This is a genomic window from Pseudoalteromonas sp. RW-H-Ap-1, assembly GCF_048318575.1.
Classification (GTDB): Bacteria; Pseudomonadota; Gammaproteobacteria; order Enterobacterales; family Alteromonadaceae; genus Pseudoalteromonas.
In genome coordinates this window covers 3,206,108-3,230,841 of record NZ_CP166996.1, presented here as the reverse complement: position 1 = coordinate 3,230,841, position 24,734 = coordinate 3,206,108, and the positions used below count along the sequence as shown (strand labels likewise).

Sequence of the window (24,734 nt, the reverse complement as noted above, 5' to 3'; positions counted from 1 at the left end):
ATGGAGCAAAGTGTGTTTACTAATCAACAAATAACCGACCTACCGCAACATAAAAGCATAAAGTTTGAACCGCTTGCCGATAAAGCATTATTGCATGCACAGTTGAATTGGTTGTTATTTTTTATCCCTTTTTGCTTAGTGCTAGCGGCTGTTTGTTATTTCAATACAGATTTTGCAGCCATGGCGCAAGGTTACTTATTGGTTGCTGTTCCGCTATTAATTTTACTTTGTATGTTATACAGCGTGTTCAGTATTAAATTACAAGGCAGTGCATTACGTACCCACGATATAGCGTTTAAAAAGGGTATTATTTGGCAACAGGTAACAATTTTACCGTTAGCGCGTGTGCAGCATATTGAAATACATCGTGGGCCAATAGAGCGAAAACTGGGTTTAGCCAGTTTAAGGCTTTACAGCGCAGGTGGTATGAGTGCTGATTTACAAATTAGCGGCCTGACCCACGAAAAGTGCAAAAATATTCGTCAATTTGTACAAAGCTATCGCCACGATGAAGCCACAAGCGAGGCTACTGCCAGTGAGTGTTGATGCTACACAAATAACGTCATCTTCACTTAATTGGCAAAAAGTCTCGCCTTGGGCACTGGCTTATTTTGTGATGCATTTTAGTGTGCGGTTTATCAAAGATGGCTTATTTAATTTACTGCCCGTGTTGGTGGTTTTTGTTACCCAAGTAGAAAATAAACTATTTTGGGGGCAAGTTGGGCTCGCGATTGCTTTGACTTTATTGCTTGCCTATTGTTTTTTATATTATCGCAGTTTTCGTTTTTGTATTACTGACGAGTATGAAATTTTACTAAATAAAGGCGTATTTAAAAAAGAGCGACTCACCTTAAAGTTTTCTCGGGTGCAAAATGTAAACATAGCAGAACCCTTTTATTTTACTCCAGTAGGCTTAGTTAATTGCATTTTTGATGCTGCCGGCAGTGTTGCCCAAGAAGCTGTATTGCCTGGAGTAACCAGTGATTATGCCAAGCAAATGCGCAAACAGGTATTTGACTATAAAGCGCAGCAGCAACCATCAACCGAGGAGGCTAATACAGCGCAGCCTCATGCTGAAAATCAGAATGAAAATAGTTTATTCATTTCAAATAAAGAAATAGCTAAGTTTGGTTTAATGTCGAACATGGCCATTTTAGCGCTTGCGGCCATTGCTCCCTTTATGAATGTGGCTATCGATTTTTTAGAGCAGAAGTTTATAACAAAAATAGAGGGTTTTTATCAGCAAGAGCTCGGTATGATGGCTAATGCAGCGGTATTTGCGGTTATTACTTTAATTATTGTGTTGGTATTTATTGCGGTGTTTTTATCGGTGACTATGTCGCTCATTCGGTTCTATAATTATCAGCTTTATTTTAAAAATAAAAAATTTAAACGTATTGCAGGGCTGTTAGAACGCCATCAACTATCAATTAGTTTAGATAAAGTACAATCTATAGTTATTAAGCAAAACCTAGTTGCCAGGCTATTAAAGCGCTTTACAGTGGAATGTTTGCAAGCCAGCAGCGGCGGTGCTGCAAATATGGCGAAAAAGAATAAACAAACCTTAGTGTTACCTGTGCTCACGCAGGAGCAAGTTGATAATGTGTGTCAGTGGATTTATCCGTGGTTTAACAGTAAAAAGTTGGCATTCAAAGCAGTAGAAAGGGCGTTGCTATATAAAAATATGGTGTTTTATGCCTTGCTACCGAGCGTTGCTTCTGGGTTTTTAGTTAGCTTTATGCAACTTAATATATTAATTTCATTAGCATTATTTTTGGTATTAGCCGCGTTAGTGTTTTTATCATATAAACGTTATGGGTATTACCTTCATCAACAAGATGGGCGTTTTTATATGGTGGTGCGCAAAGGTATGATTGGCGTGCATTACCGGGTATTTGAGCTGTACAAAGCACAAAGCGCTCGCAGTGTGAGCACCTTTTTTATGCGTCGCTCTGGCTTAAAAAGCCTGTATATACAACTTGCTGCAGGTGGCGCGTATGTTCCGTATTTAAAACAACAAGATGCTGACTTTATTATTGATTTTACGCTTATGCAGGCCGAGTCAGACTCCCGTAGTTGGATGTAATTTCCTTCGTTGTAAATAATTAGCGTTCAGGTTAAATAGTGAAGCAGGTGTAAATACACATTTGCACATGCTTTATTACAGTCCGCCCCAAGCTTGAATGAATTTTTGGGATTACCCAATTATCTTGAATGCTCTGAGGTTTGAGCCGATCTTCATCATATATTTTCTTTCAGGCTCTTTCAATCGCGTCATTAATGAGGCATTTATATCGCATTATCTTGTGCGCCATTTATAAATAATTGAGTTTCCCATACCATCTTCACGGTATATACACTGCTTTAGGCTTGCTTCAAAATGGTGAGGCTTTAACTGTCAATAAGATGTTCTTTTGCATAGCTTTATGCCGTGTTTACAAGAGGATAAAATTCTACATTGATTTCTATTATTTCTTGAGGAATCACTCTGGGAGCGACTCTAATTAGTTTTAATATAAAGGGGGAGTATTTTCGGTAATCGTTTTCTGCGAGGATCGAGGTTTGCTATCCCCAAGTTTGGATTAAATAAAGCATCAACTTGCCGTTAAATAAAACGTAAGAAGATAAAAATTTAAATTATTATCTTCTTAGTAAATTAGCCCGGTGTTTATAGTGTTTTTTGAAACCATGTATTGTCATCTATCCGTAAAAACACAGCGGAAGTTTCATTAGAGGCTAATAAAATACCATTAGGAAAACTAGTAACTCGAAACTTAAAATCTTCTGATTGCATTAACGAAAGTACAGCAATATATAAGTTATCTGTTGATTTTATATCTTTTTCATTTGACTCGAGTAATGTTAATACCATATCAAATGCTTCTTCCAAAGCTAAGTTTGACTCGATTTTGGCAGAGGAGATTGCTTCAGCACCTCGACAGTCACTAAAAATAGATGTACTACCAAATTGACTTTCTTCATTACATTGCTTAGCGTTAGCACCACAGCTGAGTGCAGTTGTACATAAAAGCAATATTATTTTCCACCTTCCTCTAACGTGCATAATCTACCTCTACTCTCCAACCTTTCCACTCAGCAAAAATGATTTCTAACATTCGAGGTGATTGGCTGAAATTATCTAAAATTGAATGAAGATCCCACATTGTTTTTATTTGAGTTGCGGTTGAGTAGCTAGAGAGTAATAAGCTGGAGCCTTTAGGTTGAGGGATCTTAGAAACTCAGTCTGCTGTTAAACCAGAAACTGCGACAGGGCTCGTTGGATCAGCCGTCTCAATGATTTTAGGTATTATTTTGCTTGCTAATAGTTGATTCATATCTTCTATCAAAGCTACTTTCAATAATCGTGCATAGGCTTTATTAGAACTGATTTGGTTAAATTTCCCTCTTGAAATAGAACCTTCATATAACATATCAGCAGCTACGGCTATTTCAACTCTACCTAGTTCAGCATTTGGACTTATGTTTAAAAGCTTATTTCTAAAACTTAATAAATTGTGTTCAATAAAGTTATCCATTCAAAATTACATCCTTAATTACATTAATAAAAGCACCATAACTTACATAGTAAAATATAGTATGAAGAGCTGGTTGATTACTGTGTTCCTAATAACAGTTTTAATCATTAAACCATAGTCTAATATGATGTCAAGCTTGGATATATACTTGTCAGCTAAGTATTTAAATCACGACAATCTTAGCGGAAACTCGATTGGTTACTTTATCGTCTGATTAATTTTTCATAGTATTACGCATTATACTACTGATACACATATCTATAGAGGTAAAAATAATTGCTGATTGTTGAACCGAGTTGCTTTATCTAATACTGCGTATTCAACTGCACCGCAACTTTCTTAGTATCAACTTTGACTGAGCACTTCTATTTAAACGAATTTTTACACTTTTTTAATACTATAGTGGTCATTCTTCAGACATCCTAAGGCTATAGTAAACTATCAAGGACTATGATGAAAAAAACACTCATTGCATCAGCCTTATTAATGGCTGCACCAAGCTTTGCGGCTAATTGGCAAACCATTCATACTGAGCATTTTAATGTTCACTTTAGTAGTGAGCATACTGATTTTGCTAAATCGACCGCAGTAGAGCTGGAGATTGTTCGTACTAAAGTGCTTGAGCAACAAAACCGTGCGCTTGATAAAATCGTCGATGTGGTGGTGTTTGATCCTTTAAATGCTGCTAATGGCTTTGCTTTACCAACCTCTAATAATCCAGTTATGGCGCTTTTTACTACGCCACCCCAATCGGACACAGTAATCTCAAACTCATCGGGCTGGCAGCAATTACTAGTGCTGCACGAGTATATTCACTTAGTGCATTTAGCGCAGCCGACTCGCAGCGAGTGGCAACAAAAAATTAGAGGGGTATGGGATCTTTACGATTTAACCTATGGTGACACACCGCGCTGGGTTGCTGAAGGATATGCCACTTTAATTGAATCTAAAATGACAGGCCGAGGGCGGCTCTTTGATAACTATTCTGAGGCAATACTCAGGGAGTTTGCTCAGCAAGGAGCGCTTCCGACCTATGGGCAACTAAATAGTGATAAAGGCTTTATGGGGGGCTCCATGGCGTATTTAATGGGAAGTCGCTTTTTATACTGGCTAGAGCAAAATTACTCAGAGCAGCTGGTTGATAATGTATGGGTTCGTATGCGGGCGGTTAAGTCTCGAGATTTTGATGATGCATTTTCTGGTGTATTTGGGCAAAGCGCTGCCAAGCTATATCGTCGATTTATTGCTGAGTACACTTATAAAGCAATGCAACAAGAGCAAACTGAGTCACCACTTAATAGCAAGCTTTGGTTAAAACTTGATTTATACGCTAACAACCCCGCTCTTTCAGGTGATGGCAGCAAAATTGCCATAGTGGAGCGTGATAAAAAAAGTAACACCAAGCTCATAATTTATAGCACTGAAGACAACACTAAAGCGCAACAGCAATTTACCAAAGTACAAAAGCAATTACTTGAAGATGATGCTAAGGATATTCCTGATACCGCGCCAAGTGTATTTAAGCGCGAACAAAAACAAATATTAAATCAAATAAATCGCGCAGGTATTGCCAATCCGCAGTGGGTAGGCAATAACACTCTTTATTTTAATGCCTACAGTAGTGAGGAGTCGGGGACTTATAACAAAGTGTCTGATATTTTTAGCTATAACATAGATACTGGCAACGTCGAACAACTCACTGAACTGGCTGGTATTCGTCGTTTTAGTGTAACCCGCAATGGTGAAACACTTTACGGTGAGCAAATAAGAGCTGGGTATTCTGAATTAGTAAAAGTCGATCTTAATACACAAGCAATCACGCCACTTTTTACCAAGAGCTTAAAAACAACGTACGATTACCCGACCCTAAGCCCCGATGAAACAAAATTAGCTTATTTATCAGCGTCATTAAACGAAAATTGGCAGTTGTATATACTAGATTTGAGCGGTGATACTAGGCAGTCAGTCCCAATGCCTAACGGGTATCAATATTTAAGTCAGCCGAGTTTTAGTCAAAACGGGGAGTCTATCTATTTTGTTGCTGGCTTAAATAATAAGACTGATATTTATAATTATCATATAAAAAATAACACCCTCACACGCTTAACTAACGGGCAAGAAGCGCTCGCATACCCGATTGAGGCTGAAGATGGCTCACTACTTTATTTCTCTATTAATGCCGATGGCCCTGATGTAAAAACGCTAACAACAAAAAACCGCACAGCCGTGACGGATCTCGCTGTAAACAGTGAAGCTCCATTGTTGATGGTAAATAAGCATACTCTGCCACCGGCAAAAATATATACCGATGAGACAGCAGAGCAAAGCGATTACTCAGTACTTGATCAGCAAGCGACGTTTGCCTTGGGATCACAGTATTATTCAGCGTCAACCAGTTTGCTAAGCGTAGGTATAAAAAGTAGCGACTTATTAAAGCAACTTGATTTACAAGCGGGTTATAACATTGATTTGCATGACGGTGCATTACATGGAGGCTTTGTACAAGCAAAATACAATGCGTTAAATACAAAGTTTAAGCTTGCGCTATTTGATTATAATTTGGGTACATCACATCAATATCAACCTAGCTTAAACGCTGATATTGAAGCCCGAGGTGGTTTTGTTGCAATAAGCCATCCATTGAAATTTGGCCAGCTTCAGTTAACCCCAGAGCTTGCTTATAACTATACAGATTATAAAAATAGCCATAAAAATTGGACACGGTTGAGTATTGCTCAGCAATGGCAACATGACCGCCAATCATTTGCCATAGGGCAGAGTATTTCTGCCAGTATTTATGATGGGCGGAATCACAATAGTCATTGGCAAGGTTATGACTTGGCAACAAAAGTATTTGGTAAAGCATTTAATATTCCCATGTTTGTGAGCTTTGAACAAAAACAGCGAGACGATAGTGATTTAGCTTTAGGTGGGTTTAGCTCTAACCTGATTAATCAGCAACAAAGTAGTGAGTTTGTGCTTGCTGCTGAACTGCCTTATTACAGTGCAACTGCAGAGCGTTACCAAGGTTATGGTGGTGGCATCAGCTTTAAAGAAGGCATGCCTTGGCTTTATTACAAGCAACATCAATTAGGCAACAGCGTTTATGCACAAAGTTATGGCTTAAAATACCAAGGTGATTTTAGCTTTGGGATGGGGCCTGCAGGCGTAAACGACCTAACTTTTAATGCTGGGCTGTCGCGTGTTGAAGGCGACAGCTTTGAAGATGAAATGCGCGCATGGTTAAGCTTTTACTACTCTCTTTAATATTATGGGTAATACACTTTTAAATATGTATTACCCAAAAGCAACCTACTTTGGCTTAGTAAGCGATGCTAACTTTGCTTGGTATATATTGAGCTTTTCATTGTCTCGCTCATATTTAATGGCTTGTTCAAGCAAGGCTTGTGTTTGTTTAGACTTACCTTGTTGATAACGAATTTTTGCAAGCTCTAAGTAAAGCTCTGATATATATGGGGCTTTTGCAATTGCTGACTCAAGGTGGTTTTTAGCTTGAGTTACCTTTCCTTCTTGCAGATTGTTTTTAGCAATAACCAATAGCTCGTAAGGGTCTTTTTCTTCATTAATTAATTGGCTTGTTAATTGTTTTTCTAGCTCTGTATCGCCAAGATCTTTTGCGAGTAGCCGATAGTTATTGATTAAGTTTATACTTATATCGTTTCTATTTAGTGCGGTTTGGTAAATCAGTTGAGCGCTTTTTAAATCGCCTGCACGGCGATGTAATATACCCGTAATATTGAACAGTTCAGGATCGTTAGGAGTAAAATAATTAGCTTTCAAAATAAGAGAGTAGGCTGTATTGAGTTTATTTTTAGCTAATGCCTCCGCCGCTAAATTGCTGTAAAACTTATTGAGTAAATCATTATAGGTGGCGCTGCCAGCATAAAAGCTGCCGCGGGTTGGGAAGTAATCTATTAAAGTGCCTGGGCGAATAAATACAATAAAGTTATCATCAGTTTCTTCTTCCGGTGCGTAAACTTTGGTTCTAAAATGGTTGGCTATGTAAACTAAACTTCCCTCTTTGGCATACACAGGTTCGCTGGTCATTTCTTGAAAACTGGTGTCAAGATCTAAAAGCGTGGCGTAGCTTTGTGTCAATATAGCTAAGCTAATACAGTTGCCTTGTGAGCGTTCAATAGTTTGTTTGGATGTTAGTGTATCACCGTGATACTTAAAGTTGGTAAGCTGGTTTTCTAGGTAGTTAAAAACAATTTCATCAGCACGTATCTCATTTAAGCGCTTCTGTGCATAAGCTAAAAACTTTTCTTTTTCAGGTTCTGGAAGCTCAAAAACACTGTGTTCATTAGGGGTTTCAACACGCTTGAAAAGAGAGTGGTTAATTACTTGTGTAAGCTGTACCTTTTTAATTTGCACTGCTGGTTGAGTACTACTGCATGCAGCTAAAAAAAGCTAAGTGTAAAAACTAGATATTTCATAAATCACCTCACTGTGACTTTTAAGATTACAATGAGGTGACTTTATAATCAAGCACTTACAGTGCGATGCTTACTTAAGCGATTTTTGTGTGATTGCTTTTTACGTTTACGGCGTGTAAGCCATAAATAAAAGCCTGTACCAGCCAGCCATACAGGGCTAAGACCAACAATACACCAAAGTATTTTACTGATAAGCCCTGCAAAATAGCCAAAGTGTAGTTTTCTAAAGCTATCAATTACTTGCCAACCAACTCCGGTTTCACGAATATCCCAGTTAGCCATGTGTTCACCTGTTTGCTTATTGTAGGTTATGGTATTGGCGTATTCACTGGTAAGTGGATTACTGGTATTTACTTCGCCATAAAGAGTAATATTTTCATCAGGCTCTCGCGGGAAAACTAAAAAAGTAGTGTTAAAAGTGGGTATTTGCAGCTTACTATCATTAAGAATGCGCTCAAAAGAAATATCATCACTATATAATTTATTTGTAATAGTGTAGTGCTCTTCTTCTGCGTGTTCTATTACTTCGTGATACCACACAGCGCCATTAAAATAGCCACCGGTAATCGCTAAAACGATAAGGATAGGTGAACCTAATACTCCAGTCATTTTATGAATGTCGCTTAGTACTATCTGCAAAGTTGCTCGCCAGCGTACGCTAAATAGTCGCTGCCAAAATTTGCGGTAAATAATTAAGCCAGTAATACCTAAAGTTAATAAAAATAGAGCAAAAAAGAAGCCTAATACGGTACCTGTTTGCCCTGGTAAGCTTTTTAAGTCGTTAAGTAAAAAAGTATAATGGAGCTCTAAAAACCAGTCAGTAAAATAATGAGTGGTGCTTACTGGTTCTGATAAAACCTCTCCTGTGTATTGGTCTAAATGCAACTTATACCAATCGTCAGTTCCACGCTTAACCAAATAAAGCCGGTCAGCGGTGCTGTTATTAAAAAGCTCCCAGCTTCCTACCACATATTCAGGAAAGGCTGCTTCGGCTTTATTTATTAATGAGTCCATAGGCAAACGTGCAGCTTGTTGCTGTACCACAAAGTGTTTATCTGGCATCAGTAGGCCATCAATTTCACTTTTAAACACTAAAACACTGCCAGTAATGCTAATAACAATTAACGGAATAATGGCAATTAGCGCCAACCAACTATGAACTTTAAACAGTGTTTTTCTCATTACTTAGGCTTGCATGTTAATCTATAGATATGCGCATGATAACAGTTATCATTTGTGTTGCAATTATAAAGGGGTGAGACTGTGAAGTTATAGCAACAGTTTTTGTATACTCAAGTTGCCACAGGGGGAAACTAAAGTAGGTGTGAAGCTTGTATAAAACCTAGCCAGCTCTACAATGCGCGCACATAAATAAAGCCTTTAAAAACAAATGTTTAAAAAATGTTTTATTTCTTCCTTTTTATTAACAACAATGTAACGAGCGAGGTTTGCTTTGGCGTATTATTTGCCTATTTTGTCAGTGTTTATTTTGATTTTTAGTTTTTTACCATTACTCAACAAAATTATAAAAAACCGCAGTGTATCAGGTGTATCACTGTTAATGATGACATTTGGTTTAGCGCAAAGTGTGTACTTTATTAGCTACAATCTCTATTTTTCTCGCTTTTACATTGCCTTGCCATTTTTTGCGACAGGTTTTTTAAGCGGACTAATTTTATACTTTTTTGTTCGTTATAATGCTGCTAAACGTCAAAAGCTGCAGTTACTTGGCATGCTTAGCTTTTCTTTATTGCCCTTTTTGTTACTACTTAACCCCAACTTAGATACCGCTGCGGTACTTAATGGCTTAACTTATGTGGGCTTAATCATGAGTTCAGTACGAGTTATGCCACAAACCTACAAAACACTTCGTACTGGGGATATTAGTAACCTTAGTGCTCGCTATTTTAGTTTGCAATTTATAGCTGGTATCTGTGGTTTGTTTGCAGAGCTTGCTATGCCTGTGCAAAGTATTTCGCATATATTAATGTTTGTTATGATATTACTGACTAATGCGGTGCAGTTTGCGTGTATGCAGTATTATCGTGTACGTCCTGTTTTGGCATAAAATTATAGTGACCGTTAATTTCATTTGTGGCACTTTGAGTAACCAATGAATAACAAGTGCCCACTATGAAATTAACTATCCATCAAATCGATGCGTTCAGCAGTGAACTGTTTAAAGGTAACTATGCTGCTGTGATCCCACTAGAATCGTGGCTTAGTGATGATCTTATGCTGCATATCGCTTCGGAAAATAACGTGTCTGAAACTGCTTTTACTTGTCAGTCGGCAGATGGAAGCTTTGCTATACGCTGGTTTTCACCGTTAATGGAAATTGACTTTTGCGGCCACGCCACTTTAGCAGCGGCCTATGTGCTTTGTGAGCAACATAACATAGCGCAGGTTTGCTTTAGCGCAGAGGCGGTGGGCAAACTGATTGTTAATAAAAATAACGATGGCAGCTTTGCTATGACCTTTCCTAAACAAGCCCCTGAAGAGGTTCAGCTCATCCCTGATGCTTTATTAGCAGGCTTGTCTATACAACCTGTTAAAGTGCTTAAAAATCGCCAAGCTTATTTTGCTATTTATGACAATGAGCAAGATGTGCTAAACCTTAAGACAGACTCTGTGTTGCTTAAAACACTGTTCCCATTAGATGTAGTTGCAACAGCACCGAGTGTTGAGTATGACTTTATTTCTCGTTATTTTTGGCCTGCCAGTGGGGGTGATGAAGACTTTGTCACTGGTTCAATTCATACCGGGCTTGCCCCTTATTGGGCAGAACAATTTGGCAAACACTCCTTAAATGCTTATCAGGCTTCACAACGGGGCGGGAAGTTACATTGTGAGGTGGGCAATACAACAGTGACATTAACGGGTCATGCCGTAAGATACCTAAAAGGCACTATTTACCTATGAATTAGTGTAAAAAAGGCCACGTAAAACGTGGCCTTGGTTTACTCAGTGTTATTTACGCTTCTAGCGCTTTGCTAATTAAGCGGTCGATATACTTTTTATGTGCTTTGGTTGCAGTATCAGCGCCCCATGCAACATCTTGATTAGCTATTTGAGTTAGCTGATATAGCGCGGCTGTTTTCGCTAAGTTATCGTATTTACTTGCTTTTTCTAAGCCTGCAATTGAAATAAGCTGATTTACATATTCAATCTGTAAGTTATGACTGATTGAATTAGCGTTTTTACTATCAACAAAGATACTTGCAGTTAAATCCTCCATAAATTGCGTAAGGCTGTATTCATTTCCATATAAAGCAGTATCTGAAATACGTAGTAACACAGCTGGATGCAGTAGTTGCGCTAACACACCTTTTTGCATGCCTAAAATCATTTTATGCGGTTTAGGGTCTTCGTTTTTACCATACTGATTAAACCCACGACGCTGCTGCTGCATAAAGTTATACAAAGGCTGCATGCTTTGCAGTACATTTGGAGCAAACACATACTCAGCTAAAATAGCCATTGCTTGGGTTTGGCGCTCAAGTGGCACCGGTGTAAAAGGCTTAGCTGCATTTTCATCACCTACGACAGCACGCTCTACATAAACCCCACCAATTTGACGAGATACCACGCCTGCTTGTGCACGGTATTGGCCAAATAGGCTGTTAGCAGAAGTAACAAGCTGTTGGTAAGACTCGCCTTTTACTGTGGCTTTATCTTTAAGCTCTGAAAAGAGTGTATTGATCAGTGCCATTCTATCTGCCCCATAAGCTGCAGGGTTAGACGACAAGTCACCTATCATCACGCGAGGGTCTATGTGGCGACCTGGTGCACGCATGTCGTCGGCATCGTTACCAAAGGCCAGAGCATGTTCGCTTGAGCGAGCAAGTATTTTATCAAGACGAGCTTGTTCTGCTGCTTCATCTTTAAGTGCTGCGCTATAGCCGTAGTTTATTGCCCAATCATCGTATGGACCTGGTTTAGTTTGGAAAATATCGCCTTGAGTCACACCCGTTGGCGCTATATTTGCTGGCGCATAGTCCATTACTGAGCCGGTTACTATACCTTGGGTTTTACTTTTGTCGTGAACTTCTTTCTCATCCCACAAAATAGAAGATTTCATGTTGTGATTAAGACCTAAAGTATGCCCTACTTCATGTAAAACCAGCTGAGTTAAGCCTTGGCGTAACATTTGGGTATCTTCAATATCAGCGCCATTCGCTAAGCCTTTTGCAAGTATTAGGTTTTGTTGTAATTCATGGCCTAGAGAGCAATTAAGCTCGGTGTTGTTTCCTGGTTGGGTATGGCTCATAGTGCCTTGAGTATAAAGCGTATCGTATATCCAGCGGTTTTTCATAAATACAAACTCAAGCATGATGTCTGAGCCTAAAATTTCACCGGTTAGCGGGTTTGCTAATGCTGGCCCGTACCCACCAAAAGGCGGCTTAGGTGATGAAGTCCAACGCAGTACATTATAGTTAATGTCACCAGCATCCCAATCGGCATCATCAGGTTGTATTTTCACTTCCAGTGCGTTTTTAAAGCCTGCCTTTTCAAATGAGCTATTCCAAGCAAGTACAGCGTCACGTACTGTATCTCGCCACTCAATAGGCGTGGTGTTTTCTATCCACCAAGTAATTGGCTTTACTGGTTCTGAAAGTGCTGCGTTGGGATCTTTCTTTTTTAGATCCCAACGCTTAATTACATCTTGATATGGCGCCCAGTCAGTTGATGTCATTTTATCAAACTGATTGGTGAAATAACCAATGCGCGCATCATCAAAGCGAGGTTGATAACTATTTTCAGGTAAAGCCACAAATGAATGCTGTACTTTTACTGACACGCTTCGTGGATCGCTTATCGCACCTGAGCCTCGAACGGTTGGGCTACTATTAGTAAAAACATAGTCAACCACCACATCTAGATTGTTAGGGTAAGGGCGCTGTTTGATGATACGTGATTTTTTATCGTCTAATTTGCCTACTTTAAAACGCTTTTTAGCATTTTTATCGTTCGGGTTAGGCGTAGGAGATACTTTATGTAGCGCTTCACTTAAAAAAAGCTTATTTACATTAAAGGCTATTTTACCCTCTTCTTGTTTTTCTATTTTTATACTTGCAAGTACTGCTTCGCTAATGTTTGCCTCGCTGGCTTTAGCTAGCGCACTATTTTCGTTAAATAAGTAGCGCGGGGTTTTGCTAATAATATCGATACGATCAAAGTATTTTCTAAATTCGATTAACTTTGTTTCACGGTACGCGCCACGAAAGTGGCCCGCATCAGTCGCGCCGTCAATGGTGTGTGCAAAATAAACAAAAGGGGTATCGAGTTGTGACTCGTTAATTACCATTAGGTGGTCGCCGGTTTTTTTATCTTGGTAAAGATTAAAAATGCCAACAAATTCGGTTTGGCCTTCAATCATTTCACTTAATGTTTGTGGCTCTTTTTCTTCTTTTTTTCGGCAGCAACAGTATAGCTACTGCCAAGCGCTATACTAAGCGCCAAGGTAAGTGCGGTTAATTTCATAGTTTGTCTTTTGTAGTTGTTAATATGATTTTACTGTACGGTGTGTCATGCGGTTTCGCACAGCATCTTTGCTAAATACTAACTCAAAGTATTTAGCTTTATGATTTATAATGGTAAAAATTTGTAACAATACATTTATAGAGCGAATCCACGAGGCTTTCTAAGGGTTTATACTTTATCGAGCAAGACCTTGCCTATACTTTTTTGTAACAGTTGCTTACAAATGTCACGTTAATGTTTCATTAAGCTTTGGTATCATGGTGCTAATAGTAATTTGGGAGTAAAAAAAGATGCAAGGTAATGTACTTAGGTGGATTTTTCCGTTCGTAGCATTGGCATTAGGTGTGGCCGGTTTTGCTGCAATTAATGCGATTGCAAAAGAGTCAGATAAAAAAGAAGTCATAGACACCCGTCCAACGGTGCAGGTTGAAGCCGTTTCCGCAAATAATCATCAAGTTATTATTAATAGTTATGGTGAAGTGCAGCCGCTTGAAAATACCCAGCTTTCAGCTCAAGTATCCGGTGAGGTAGTTAGCTGGCATCCGAGCTTTGTAGCAGGTGGGATTGTGGGCCGCGGTGAAACCCTATTTACAATTGAAAAAGATAACTACGAAGCCGCAGTTTTGCAAGCCGAGGCTGAACTTGCCCGCGCGCAAGCGATGTTAATTGAAGAGCAAGCGCAAGCTAAAGTTGCAGAAGATGAAGCAAAACGTTTCCCAAATAAAGCGCGTACAGATTTATTTTTACGTAAACCACAAGTGTTGAGTGCGCAGGCCGCTGTTAAATCGGCGCAAGCTGCATTAAAAAGGGCACAACGCGATTTAGATAATTGCGAAGTGAGCGCACCATATGATGCACTAGTGGTGAGTCGTAATGTAGGTGTTGGTCAGTTTGTCACTATGGGCGCTCAAGTTGCCGAGCTGAATAATATTGAAACGGCCGAGGTGATTATTCCTATTGCAGGCTTTGATAGTGTGTTTTTACCTGAACGCGTTAAAGGGGTAAAGGCAACTGTTATTAAAACAGGATTAAATGGGTTTACTCGCCAAGCAGCGATAGATCGCGACTTAGGGATTGTAGATAACGCGACCCGTATGAGTAGTCTAGTGATTCGAATTGAAGACCCTTATGGGCTTACAAACCAGCAACCTGCAATTAAATTTGGCACCTATGTACAAGTAAACTTTGCCGGTACTATGCTCAATAATATTTATCGTTTACCGCAAGAGTTAGTAAATAACCAAACTGTATGGATAGTTAATGATGAGCAGCAATTAGAGCCACGCAAGGTGAAAGTAATTCGTGAAGAAGGTGAATACTTCTATATCAGTGATGGCTTAGAAGCCAACGACAAGCTTGTTACTACCTTACCAGAATATCCACAAAAAGGGATGGCAGTAAAGGTAGCTAGTTTGACAGAGACTAAAAGTACGGATGCAGCAGACAATGCATCTACTGAAAAGCTTTAAGGTAGGGTGAGTTATGAATAACACAGAGCAACCCAATACCAGTAAACAAACAGGGTTAATTGCTTATTTTGCTAACAACTCTGTTGCTGCCAATTTGATGATGTTTTTTATCATTGTCATGGGGCTTATAAGCTATTTTACTATTCAGCGACAAATGTTCCCGAATATAGAAGTTAACTATATTACGGTGAATGCAAACTACCCTGGGGCGTCGCCACAGGAAATTGAAGAAAGCATCTTAATAAAAGTTGAAGAGTCGTTAAAAGATATTACCGAAATTAAAAAAGGGGTGTATCGCGCATTTCGTAATGGCGGTTCTGCCACCCTTGAAATTAACACCGACGCAGAACTTACCGACGTTCTCGATAAAGTAAAACTGCGAGTTGATGGTATTGCGACTTTTCCTGCGGGAATGGAACCAGTCACCATTAGCCAAATAGAGTTTCGCCAAGATGTAATTGGTATGACATTAGTTGCCGACTTACCGTTAAATGAGCTTAAGCCAATAGCGAACCAGGTTGAAGACGAACTACTGCAGTTATCGAATGTATCTTTAGTGGTAAACGATGTGCCATTGGATGAAATTGCCATAGAAATAGAGCCAGACACACTTCGCCAATATAATTTAACTTTATCGGATGTAGCAAATGCGGTGCGTCGCTATTCGGCTAATTTTTCAGCCGGACAACTAAAAACTGATGCTGGCGTTATTTCGGTTCGAGTAGAAAATCAGTTTTATTCTGGTGAAGAGTTTAGGCAAATTCCGGTAAAAATTGGCGCGAACGGTGCCAAAGTGTTGCTACAAGATATCGCTATTATCAAAGATCAGTTTGTTGAAGGTGAACGTTACTTTAAATTTAATGGCGAAAATGCGGTTTATTTATCGGTAAAAGCCACAGAAGATCAAAATATTATTCCGGTGGCTGATTCGGTTAAAGCGTATATTGATCAAAAAAATAAAGAACTGCCATTGGGTGTTCGTATAGAGCCATTAATGGACTTTACTTACTACCTAAATGCGCGTTTAGATATGATGAAAGCTAATTTGCTACAAGGTGCAATTTTAGTTGCTCTTATGCTTTCGTTATTTTTACGTTTTAAGCTTGCACTGTGGGTAATGATTGGTTTACCAGTGTGCTTTTTAGGTGCGATGATGCTGATGCCATTATTTGGTATCACGATTAATATTGTGTCTTTATTTGCCTTTATTATGGTGCTGGGGATTGTGGTGGACGATGCCATTGTCATAGGTGAAAGTGCCTACACCGAAATAGAAAAAAAGGCGGTGGTGTTGTTAATGTGGTTAATGGCGCCAAACGAGTGGCAACACCTGCTACCTTTGGTGTACTGACAACCATTGCAGTTTTTGCGCCATTTACGCTTTCAAGCGGGCCTGAAAGTTCCTTTTTTATAGGTATTTCAGTGGTGGTAATTTTATGCCTAATATTTAGCTTGATTGAATCTAAGCTGATATTACCGGCACACATTGCGCATACTCACTTTTCACCTATTAACCCTGATGGCTGGCGAGCGCGCTTTAATAAACGCTTCTTTGGTTTTGTAAATGGGCCGTATAGGCAGTTTATTGTTACTTGTATAAACTGGCGCTGGACGGTGCTATTTAGCTTTATTGCACTATTAGTTTTCACTTTTGCACTAATTTCGTCTAACCAGGTGAGAATGATCCCATCACCTAAAGTACCGCATGACTTCCCGCAAATTAATCTTGAGATGAACGATAACGTATCAGACGTTCAAACCATCAATGCTATTCGCCAAATAGAAGCTATGGTACTTGAGATAGATAAACAAACAGCGCGCGAAGAAGGGCAAAAGATGATTCGCGATGTATTGGTATTTAATCAAGGTCGTACAGAGGCGCAACTATTAACACCGTTGGTGGATGAAGATTTACGCCCTTATAATGCCTTTGAGCTTTCGCGCCGTTGGCGTGAAGCTATGCCAAATATTGCAGGTGTTAAATCGTTAACTATTCAGGATGATGTTAATGGTGGAGGCGGCGGTAGCGGCGAATTTGGTTATTTACTGTATGGCTCTGATATCGACACATTAAATGAAGCTGGGCGTCGCTTTATTGGATTACTGCAGCAACAAGAAGGCTTATTCGACATAAGCTCTACCATTGACCCTGCTAGCAAAGAAGTGCAAATGAGTTTAAAGCCAGTCGCCTTTGACTTGGGTTTAGATTTGGCCTCAATAGCTAATCAAGTCGGTGCGAGTTTTTATGGTGGCGAAGCACAACGTGTTATTCGCCGGGGTGAAGAAGTACGGGTGATGGTACGTTACCCTAAACTTACTCGCGAAGCGTTTTCATCACTTAAGCATGCGGTTATTACTACGCCACAAGGTAGGGAAGTGCTGTTAGGGGATGTGGTTGAGTTAACTGAAACCCCAGGTATTAGTTATATTCGTCGTGAAGGCGGCTATCGTACTGTTTATGTGTATGGCAATATTGATGAGGAAGTGATTGAACCTGGAGAAGTGGTTAAGCAAGTAAAAGAAAACCTACTGCCACAATTACTAGATGAATACCCAAGCGTTAAGTCAGAACTCGGTGGCGCAATTGAAGAACAACAAGCTCAAGCTAATGAGCAGTTACTATTTTTTGCTGGCGGTATGATTTTAGTTTACATATTACTTGCCGTGCCGCTAAAAAGTTACTCTCAGCCATTAATTGTAATGTCGGTTATTCCATTTAGTTTAACGGGCGCAATATGGGGGCATTTTTGGTTTGGCTTAGACATTAGCTTAATGTCGGGCTTTGGTTTAATTGCCGCGGCTGGGGTAGTTATTAATGACTCATTAGTAATGACTGATTTCATTAATCAGGCGCGTCGTGCTGGTATCAGCATAAAAGATTCGGTTATTGAAGCAGGCTGTGCACGCTTTAGACCCATACTACTTACCTCAATTACTACCTTTGCTGGCGTATTACCGATTATGTTTGAAACTAGTTTACAAGCTAAATTTGTAATACCGATGGCGGTAGCACTTGGTTTTGCTGTTATGTTTGCAACACTAATCACCCTTATTTTGGTGCCGTGTTTGTATATTATTTTAACTGATATTGGGGCGCTAATTAAACGCCCGTTTGCAAGTAAAAAAGTGAGTGTGAGTTAATACCACACATATCATGCAGTTGAATAAAAAAGCCAACCGTTAAATCGGTTGGCTTTTTTTATTCTTGCAAATTTAAACTTAAGTACTGCTTTTAAACTTTGATTACATTCTTTTGTTTGATTGTTGCAACATTGCGAATTACAATCATTCGATATTGGTTAACGCATATTAGCCTACGAGCTAGTTTGCCTGTTGTAAGCCATATGATATGGGCGACGTTTGATTCTTTAAGGTGTTGCAGTGTTTATACATTCATCATTAGCGTGTGGAGAATGGTTAACTATTGGTTGTCTTGGACTGGATCAGTATAGCCAGCTATTTGTTGGTGATACGGTTAGTGTGAGCTTTTACGATGAGCATGGCGAATTATCTCAGCTAGCTTTTGATTATGAAATACTCTCTCCAGAGCAGGGTGAACCCCATGCCTGGAGTTTACTGGTAGTTGAGCATATTAATATGCACATTCCGCTGGTGTGCGCTGGCAGAATGACAGAGCAAGGATTGGTTGTTGCGTATCGACATAACAAAATATTTGCACTTGAAAGTAGTGGTATTTGTAGCGCGGTGGTCCATTTTAATCGCGCTGAAAAAAATAAAAAATTAGTTGTTGTAAATAGCCTCGGATACGACGCAATTTATCCTCAAAATGGTGATATGTATAGTGCGGGCACCAAAGTACTACAGCCAAAAACTGGGCATATATACCAGTGTAAGGCATGGCCATTTAGCGAGTTTTGCCGTGTAGATAAGCATAAAACTATGTTTGAGCCTGGAGTTGGCGAAAGCTGGACTATGGCTTGGCAGCAAATACAGTAAATCAACTTCCCTTAGGTATAACGACAACAATAAAATGCACGTAGTTTTTTTAGTTATCGAATTTATACCGCTTTAGCCCACTCAACTATGAGTGGGCTTTTTTATTTTTATGATAAACTGGCCGCCATTGTTATTTTTTAAGCGGTTTTTTTGTGTCTTCTTTTGATTATTCTTTAAGCTTATTACCTAATTTTCCTATTGCTAAAAAGCAACCTCATGCGCTGACAACTCACGCAAAAACACGTAGTGATGATTATTATTGGATGCGCGATGATGAACGACAAAATGCCGAAATACTCGCGCATTTAGCACAAGAAAACGCCTATTGTGATGAGCAATTAACCCCTATAAAGCCATTACAAAGTACATTATTTGAGGAACTTAAAGGTCGCATTGTAAAAGACGACAATACTGTACCGGTAAAAGATGGTCAGTATTGGTATCACTCAGAGGTTCGCGGAGATGATGAATATGCACGCCATTATCGCAGCAGCAGTATGGTAATGGCTGATAAAGAGTTATTACTTGATGTGAATGAACTTGCCGACGATTATGAGTTTTATGAGCTAGGAGAAGTGGCGCTGAGCCCTAATGAGCAATTAATGGCATACTCTGAGGATACCGACGGCAGACGTATTTACACAATTCGATTTAAAGATTTAAACAATAATAAAATGCTCGACGATGTACTTGAAAATACCGAGGGGCAAGTGGTTTGGGCGAACGACAATCAAACCGTCTTTTATGTAAAAAAGGATTTAAAAACCTTATTGGGTTATCAAGTTTTTAGACACGAACTAGGGAGTGAGCAACACCAAGATGTGTTGGTATACGAAGAGCAAGACAGCAGCTTTTTTATGGGCTTAGGTAAAAGTCGTGATGAAAGCTTAATTATTATTGATTTAGCTAGCACAGAAACTAACGACATGTGGATACTTGATGCCAATCAGCCACAAGGTGAGTTTACTGCTTTAATACCGCGTGAAGAGGGTCATGAATTTGATATCGATAAGCTTGGTGATACTTTTTATATAGTGACTAACTGGCAGGCTAAAAACTTTAGATTAATGACCGCGACAAGCGATACAATTGCTGATAAAAGCCAGTGGCAAACACATACCCCTCATCGTGAAAATGTATTATTAGAAGGCGTTGAATTATTTAACGACTTTTTAGTGCTTAGCGAGCGCGAACAAGGCCAGGCACGTTTTGTTGTGGTTAATAAAAACGGCGAGCGAATGAGCCTTGAGTTTGATGATCCTTGCTATTACGCTGCTATTGCCATGAATCCAGAGCCAAGTGTAACTCATGCACGCATTTACTATTCGAGCTTAACAACCCCTGGCTCGCTTTATAATGTTGATTTAACCACCGGTGAAAAAACCTTACTTAAACAACAAAAAGTACTCGGTGATTTTAACCCGCAACTATACCAATCAGAGCGATTAATGGTCAGCGTTCGAGATGGGATAAAAGTACCGGTGTCGTTGGTTTATCGTAAAGATAGTTTTAAACAAGATGGTTCAAATCCGTTATTTCAATATGGCTATGGCGCGTATGGGATCACCATAGATCCAAGCTTTTCAAGTACATCACTGAGTTTACTCGACCGTGGCTTTGTCTACGCAATTGCGCATGTGCGTGGTAGCGAAATGCTCGGACGTTCATGGTACGAACACGGTAAAAAACAGCATAAACAAAATAGCTTTAATGACTTTATAGATATAACCAAAGCACTTACCGAACAAGGTTATGCAGATAAAAGTAAAGTATTTGCCTCGGGAGGCAGCGCGGGCGGTTTATTAATGGGAGCCGTAGCAAACCAAGCACCCGAACTCTACTGCGGTATGGGTTGCCATGTGCCATTTTTAGATGTGCTTACCACCATGTTAGATGAAAGCATACCGCTTACAACAAATGAATACGATGAATGGGGTAACCCAAACGACCCTCATTTTTACGACATTATTGAAGCCTATTCACCGTACGACAATATTAGTGCGCAGCACTACCCTAATATACTGGTGACAACCGGCTTGCATGACTCACAAGTACAGTATTGGGAACCAATGAAATGGGTGGCTAAAATGCGTGAATATAAAACCGATGATAATATTTTAGTGTTTAAAACCGACATGGATGCAGGGCATGGTGGGGCATCGGGTCGCTTTAAGAGCTTAGAAGAAAAAGCATTAGAAATGGCCTTTTTTATCGCTTTGTCATAGCCAGTATATGATTATCACAAAAAAGCCTCAGTAATAACTGAGGCTTTCTATTTTTTAAAATAACTTAATCTAGGTAGGCTTTTAACATCCACACTAGCTTTTCTTGTTCTTTAATGTAGTCACTCATTAATGACGCGGTACCTTCATCATCCGCTTCAGCGGCTTGTGCAAGAATATCGCGCTGCATTTTGATTAAGCTGCTGTATCCGGCTAGTAAGTTTTCTACTGCGGTAACGCCATCACTGATCCCTTTAGCTTCTTTAATTTTACTTACTTCTAAGTAATCTGAAAACGCATGCAGTGGCGCACCATCAAGCGTTAAAATACGTTCTGCTATTTCATCTACTTTTAATAGTAGTAAGTTATAAATTTCTTCAAACTTTAAATGTAATTCAAAAAAGTTTCGGCCTTTAATGTTCCAGTGAAAACCGCGGGCATTCATATATTGAATTTGATAGCTGCTTAAAAGCGTATTCAGTGACTTAATAATATCTTCACTTTTTGTACTGTTTAAACCAATTGCATTTACTTGCGACATACCTTGCTCCTCAAATAACCGTTTTTATGAATTTTTTAAATATTGTTCATTGAAATAAGTATTGCTCATAATCGTCTATGAATAAAATCGTTTATACATATTGATGCCATAGCTAAAAGCTATCAGCGTATCTGTGGTTTTATAAATAAATTAACTAACGCTGTTCAATAGATATGGGTTGTGTTTATAGAAATACTACCATGAGCAGAAAATTTAGTGCTTTGCTGAGTATAAAATATGATCTAAAACAAGCTTTTGACAGGCGCAGCGCAGACTTATTTTATTTATTGATTTAGGTCAAAAAACGCGCACAAGTAAAGCGCATAATCAATATAACCCAACTTGATAGAGAGTACTTTATTAAGTTAAGGGGCTACTTGATTAGATGCGGAGAGAAATAATGGAAGCTAAAACACGTAAAGAGAACAAAGCTGAACTCATCGTTATTGGTATTGCTTTGGTCGCGTTTGTTGTTGGATTAGTTGCGCACTTAGCGGGTGCGAGTTTTGCAAACTCTGATACATTTGGTTATATCGCTGCACCCATGCCGCTGGTGTTGGGTATTATATTTTTGATCAGCTATAAAGTGGCCGCTGCAGCCGAGGACTAAATGTCCTCGTTCAAGCGCTCAAGAATATAATTAACGACTTGGCGAGAGTAAATCATACTGGTATGGCTTAAGTGAAACACTTTGTGTTCAGCCATACCTTTAAGTTTGGTTTCATCTAGCAGTACGGTACCATCAGAGCGGCTGCCTTTTACAATGAGTGGCATTAAACCAATCGGTAAGTCGCCGGCAATACTGTATAGCTTGGCTTTAAAAGGCCAATCACCATTCTTAGACAGTAAAAATTCAACACTATTTTTTAATAATAGTTCGAACCCTTTTTGCTGCATTTTTTCAGCAATATGGCTGCCAGTATGTGGCGTCCCTAAGGTGATCACCTTTTCAACATGATGACTTGGCGCTGAGTTTGCTTCTAAATAGGCGCGGGCAATTAAGCCCCCCATAGAGTGGCAGACTAAAGCAGAAGGCTCATCGCTAATAAACTCATCTATTTGCGTAAAAATAGCATCTCGATTAGGGTCACGAGTATTGTAGGTTAGGTTTAAAACTTTAACCCCCGACTCTTCCAAACGTGAACATAACGGGCGCATAACCAAGCCAGACATATACAAGCCATGTAAAACAATAACGCGTTTAACTTTCATACGCCCCCTAATAGTAGCTAATTACATTAATTGCTGAGGTTTTATCTCAATGTTAGTGGTGTCGGTATTAACCCAAACTTCACCATCTTGAATGGTAATAGCCAATTTAATATTACGATCAACCAACGCAGCTAATAATTGAGTAGCAGCATAATCAAGGCTAAAAATGCTTAGGTTTTTAAACTCGTACAATTTAGGCTGATGCTTTTGCCACCAAATAGCTTGGTTATTCTCGCCATAGGTATATAAAACTACTTTTTTAGCTTTATTACAGGCTTTTTTAAGGCGCTTTTCATCTGGTAACCCCAGCTCAATCCACAGCTCTATTTCTTCGCTGTAATTGACATGCCAAAGCTCCGGCTCATCATCAGCACATAAACCTTTAGTAAACTCTAATCCATCACAGCTATTAAGTGCAAACGCTAGTAAGCGGATCATCAAACGCTGCTCAGTTTCTGAAGGGTGTTGTGCCAAAGTTAAATTAAAGTCTTGGTATACGTGACGGTCCATATCGCTAAGCGATAGTTGCGCTTTAATAATGGTAGATTTGAGAGCCATAATATCTAATCTGAAAAAATTTGCGCCAGTATAGCGCAATTAAATGAATTGCCAGTTAAAATAGCTACAAATTATATGTTAGGAGTTAAAAATGGCTATCCAGTGGTTCCCTGGGCACATGAATAAAGCCCGAAATGAAATTAAAGAAATAATGCCACAAATGGATGTGATCATTGAAGTGCTAGATGCGCGCATTCCTTACAGTAGCGAAAACCCGATGGTGGCTACCCTGCGTGAAGGTAAGCCGGTCATCAAAATTTTGAATAAAGCGGATTTAGCTGACCCTAAAATGACCCAAGCGTGGAAAGACTATTTTGAGCAAGAAAATGGCGTAAAAGCGATTGCGTTTGGTAACGATAAAGCGGCTGAAGTGCATCGAATTAATGAGCTGTGTAAAAAATTAGTCCCCCACAAAGTCGGTGCTGATAAGCAAATTAAAGCCATGATCATGGGTATTCCAAACGTAGGTAAATCTACACTCATTAATGTGCTTGCTGGGCGTATAGTGGCAAAAACAGGTAATGAGCCTGCGGTAACTAAAGCACAGCAACGTATTAAACTTGAAGATGGCATTATGCTTTACGATACGCCAGGGATGCTGTGGCCAAAAGTAGAAAACGAAAACTCAGGTTATCGCTTAGGCGCAACCGGCGCGATACGTGATACCGCTATTGAGTACGAAGAAGTGGCAAGTTACACCGCTGAGTATTTATTACATGCCTATCCAGAGCTTTTAAAAGCACGTTATAAATTAGATGAGCTACCAGAAAGTGATTGGGAGTTTGTTGAAATGGCGGGTAAAAAACGCGGCTGTATTCGCGGTGGTAACCAAATCGATACGTATAAAATGTCAGAAATTCTAATTAATGAATTACGAGATGGCATTATTGGCCGTATCACCATGGAAACACCTACCATGCGTGAAGAGGAAGAAATAATGGTGGCTGGATTGCGCGCTGCTGCAGAGGCTAAAAAGCAAGCCAAAGAAGAAGAGAAAAAACAACGCCGAGCACGTGCACGAAAAAACCGCCGTTAATTTTTAAAGCGTAGGTTAAAGCCTTACGCATTAAATTACAGACATAAAAAAAGCCCGTAAGGGCTTTTTTAGTTTCATATCTACCGTCACCGATATGAGCAATGTAGCAAGTAAATGAGTAGGGCGGAAACAGGTCATAAACAGCAAGGGGCGTTTTGGTTTATAACAGGTTTCCATAGCTGTTAGCGTGCGCCACACGTTTGTTTCAGGGTCGAGAAACAAATGAATTTTTCAGTCACAAGAAGCAATGTACTCCCTCTTG

17 protein-coding genes and 2 pseudogenes are annotated in these 24,734 nt (G+C 39.4%); 11 read left to right on the top strand and 8 right to left on the bottom strand.

Features of this window, described 5'->3' with window-relative positions; translation table 11 throughout:
- Together AB8618_RS15395 and AB8618_RS15390 are read left to right on the top strand one after the other, a co-directional pair.
- The gene (locus AB8618_RS15395; protein ID WP_413402892.1) at positions 1-546 is read left to right on the top strand and encodes a PH domain-containing protein; all 546 of its coding nucleotides are present in this window, start codon (positions 1-3) and stop codon (positions 544-546) included.
- Entirely contained in the window at positions 509-2,086 is a 1,578-nt protein-coding gene (locus AB8618_RS15390; RefSeq protein ID WP_413400979.1) for a PH domain-containing protein, read from the top strand. Before AB8618_RS15395 ends, AB8618_RS15390 begins: the two co-directional genes overlap by 38 nt.
- Before the next feature lie 582 nt (positions 2,087-2,668).
- Here AB8618_RS15390 and AB8618_RS15385 read toward each other — a convergent pair.
- Positions 2,669-3,034, bottom strand: coding sequence for a hypothetical protein (locus tag AB8618_RS15385; protein WP_182701189.1), 366 nt, complete (start codon positions 3,032-3,034; stop codon positions 2,669-2,671).
- A 205-nt stretch (positions 3,035-3,239) separates the two neighbouring features.
- The gene (locus AB8618_RS15380; protein WP_409424202.1) at positions 3,240-3,536 is read right to left on the bottom strand and encodes a hypothetical protein; all 297 of its coding nucleotides are present in this window, start codon (positions 3,534-3,536) and stop codon (positions 3,240-3,242) included.
- 453 nt (positions 3,537-3,989) lie between these two features.
- On the opposite strand from AB8618_RS15380, the gene AB8618_RS15375 reads away from it, so the two are divergent.
- Positions 3,990-6,803 carry a TolB family protein gene (locus tag AB8618_RS15375; RefSeq protein WP_413402890.1) on the top strand — a complete coding sequence of 938 codons (2,814 nt, stop codon included), beginning with the start codon at positions 3,990-3,992 and terminating at the stop codon, positions 6,801-6,803.
- A 45-nt stretch (positions 6,804-6,848) separates the two neighbouring features.
- Here AB8618_RS15375 and AB8618_RS15370 read toward each other — a convergent pair whose 3' ends face one another.
- Both AB8618_RS15370 and AB8618_RS15365 read right to left on the bottom strand, forming a co-directional pair.
- Entirely contained in the window at positions 6,849-7,931 is a 1,083-nt protein-coding gene (locus AB8618_RS15370) for a tetratricopeptide repeat protein (RefSeq protein WP_418157318.1), read from the bottom strand.
- Between the two features lie 110 nt (positions 7,932-8,041).
- Positions 8,042-9,175: a PepSY-associated TM helix domain-containing protein gene (locus AB8618_RS15365; protein ID WP_413400977.1), complete on the bottom strand. Its 1,134-nt coding sequence runs from the start codon at positions 9,173-9,175 to the stop codon at positions 8,042-8,044.
- Between the two features lie 271 nt (positions 9,176-9,446).
- Here AB8618_RS15365 and AB8618_RS15360 point away from each other — a divergent pair, with 271 nt between their 5' ends.
- Positions 9,447-10,061, top strand: a complete 615-nt coding sequence (locus AB8618_RS15360) for a hypothetical protein (protein WP_409424198.1) — start codon at positions 9,447-9,449, stop codon at positions 10,059-10,061.
- A 65-nt stretch (positions 10,062-10,126) separates the two neighbouring features.
- Positions 10,127-10,915: a PhzF family phenazine biosynthesis protein gene (locus tag AB8618_RS15355; protein WP_413400976.1), complete on the top strand. Its 789-nt coding sequence runs from the start codon at positions 10,127-10,129 to the stop codon at positions 10,913-10,915.
- 52 nt (positions 10,916-10,967) lie between these two features.
- On the opposite strand, the pseudogene AB8618_RS15350 reads toward AB8618_RS15355, so the two are convergent.
- Positions 10,968-13,477, bottom strand: a pseudogene (locus AB8618_RS15350) (zinc-dependent metalloprotease).
- Between the two features lie 290 nt (positions 13,478-13,767).
- Between AB8618_RS15350 and AB8618_RS15345 the strand changes: the two are divergent.
- The 4 genes and pseudogenes from AB8618_RS15345 to AB8618_RS15330 all read left to right on the top strand — a co-directional run bounded on the left by AB8618_RS15345 (position 13,768) and on the right by AB8618_RS15330 (position 21,128).
- A complete protein-coding gene (locus AB8618_RS15345; RefSeq protein ID WP_198522163.1) occupies positions 13,768-14,946 on the top strand; it encodes an efflux RND transporter periplasmic adaptor subunit in 1,179 nt (392 codons plus the stop codon).
- A 13-nt stretch (positions 14,947-14,959) separates the two neighbouring features.
- A pseudogene (locus tag AB8618_RS15340) lies at positions 14,960-18,087 on the top strand (efflux RND transporter permease subunit).
- 240 nt (positions 18,088-18,327) lie between these two features.
- Positions 18,328-18,903 carry a chitin-binding protein gene (locus tag AB8618_RS15335; protein WP_138608655.1) on the top strand — a complete coding sequence of 192 codons (576 nt, stop codon included), beginning with the start codon at positions 18,328-18,330 and terminating at the stop codon, positions 18,901-18,903.
- A gap of 152 nt (positions 18,904-19,055) precedes the next feature.
- Positions 19,056-21,128, top strand: a complete 2,073-nt coding sequence (locus AB8618_RS15330; RefSeq protein ID WP_413400973.1) for a S9 family peptidase — start codon at positions 19,056-19,058, stop codon at positions 21,126-21,128.
- 64 nt (positions 21,129-21,192) lie between these two features.
- Here AB8618_RS15330 and AB8618_RS15325 read toward each other — a convergent pair whose 3' ends face one another.
- Complete coding sequence (locus tag AB8618_RS15325; RefSeq protein WP_368485154.1) at positions 21,193-21,666, bottom strand: Dps family protein; 474 nt, start codon at positions 21,664-21,666, stop codon at positions 21,193-21,195.
- Between the two features lie 400 nt (positions 21,667-22,066).
- On the opposite strand from AB8618_RS15325, the gene AB8618_RS15320 reads away from it, so the two are divergent.
- On the top strand, positions 22,067-22,276 hold the full coding sequence (locus AB8618_RS15320; RefSeq protein WP_008112863.1) for a hypothetical protein: 210 nt from the start codon (positions 22,067-22,069) through the stop codon (positions 22,274-22,276).
- Here AB8618_RS15320 and AB8618_RS15315 read toward each other — a convergent pair.
- Together AB8618_RS15315 and AB8618_RS15310 are read right to left on the bottom strand one after the other, a co-directional pair.
- Positions 22,273-22,878 (bottom strand): alpha/beta hydrolase, encoded by a 606-nt coding sequence (locus AB8618_RS15315; protein ID WP_413400972.1) that lies wholly within the window; start codon positions 22,876-22,878, stop codon positions 22,273-22,275. The genes AB8618_RS15320 and AB8618_RS15315 overlap by 4 nt on opposite strands.
- 21 nt (positions 22,879-22,899) lie before the next feature.
- A complete protein-coding gene (locus tag AB8618_RS15310) occupies positions 22,900-23,436 on the bottom strand; it encodes a YaeQ family protein (protein WP_008112865.1) in 537 nt (178 codons plus the stop codon).
- A gap of 91 nt (positions 23,437-23,527) precedes the next feature.
- Here AB8618_RS15310 and ylqF point away from each other — a divergent pair, with 91 nt between their 5' ends.
- Complete coding sequence (gene ylqF / locus AB8618_RS15305; protein WP_413400971.1) at positions 23,528-24,472, top strand: ribosome biogenesis GTPase YlqF; 945 nt, start codon at positions 23,528-23,530, stop codon at positions 24,470-24,472.
- Positions 24,473-24,734 lie beyond the last annotated feature (262 nt).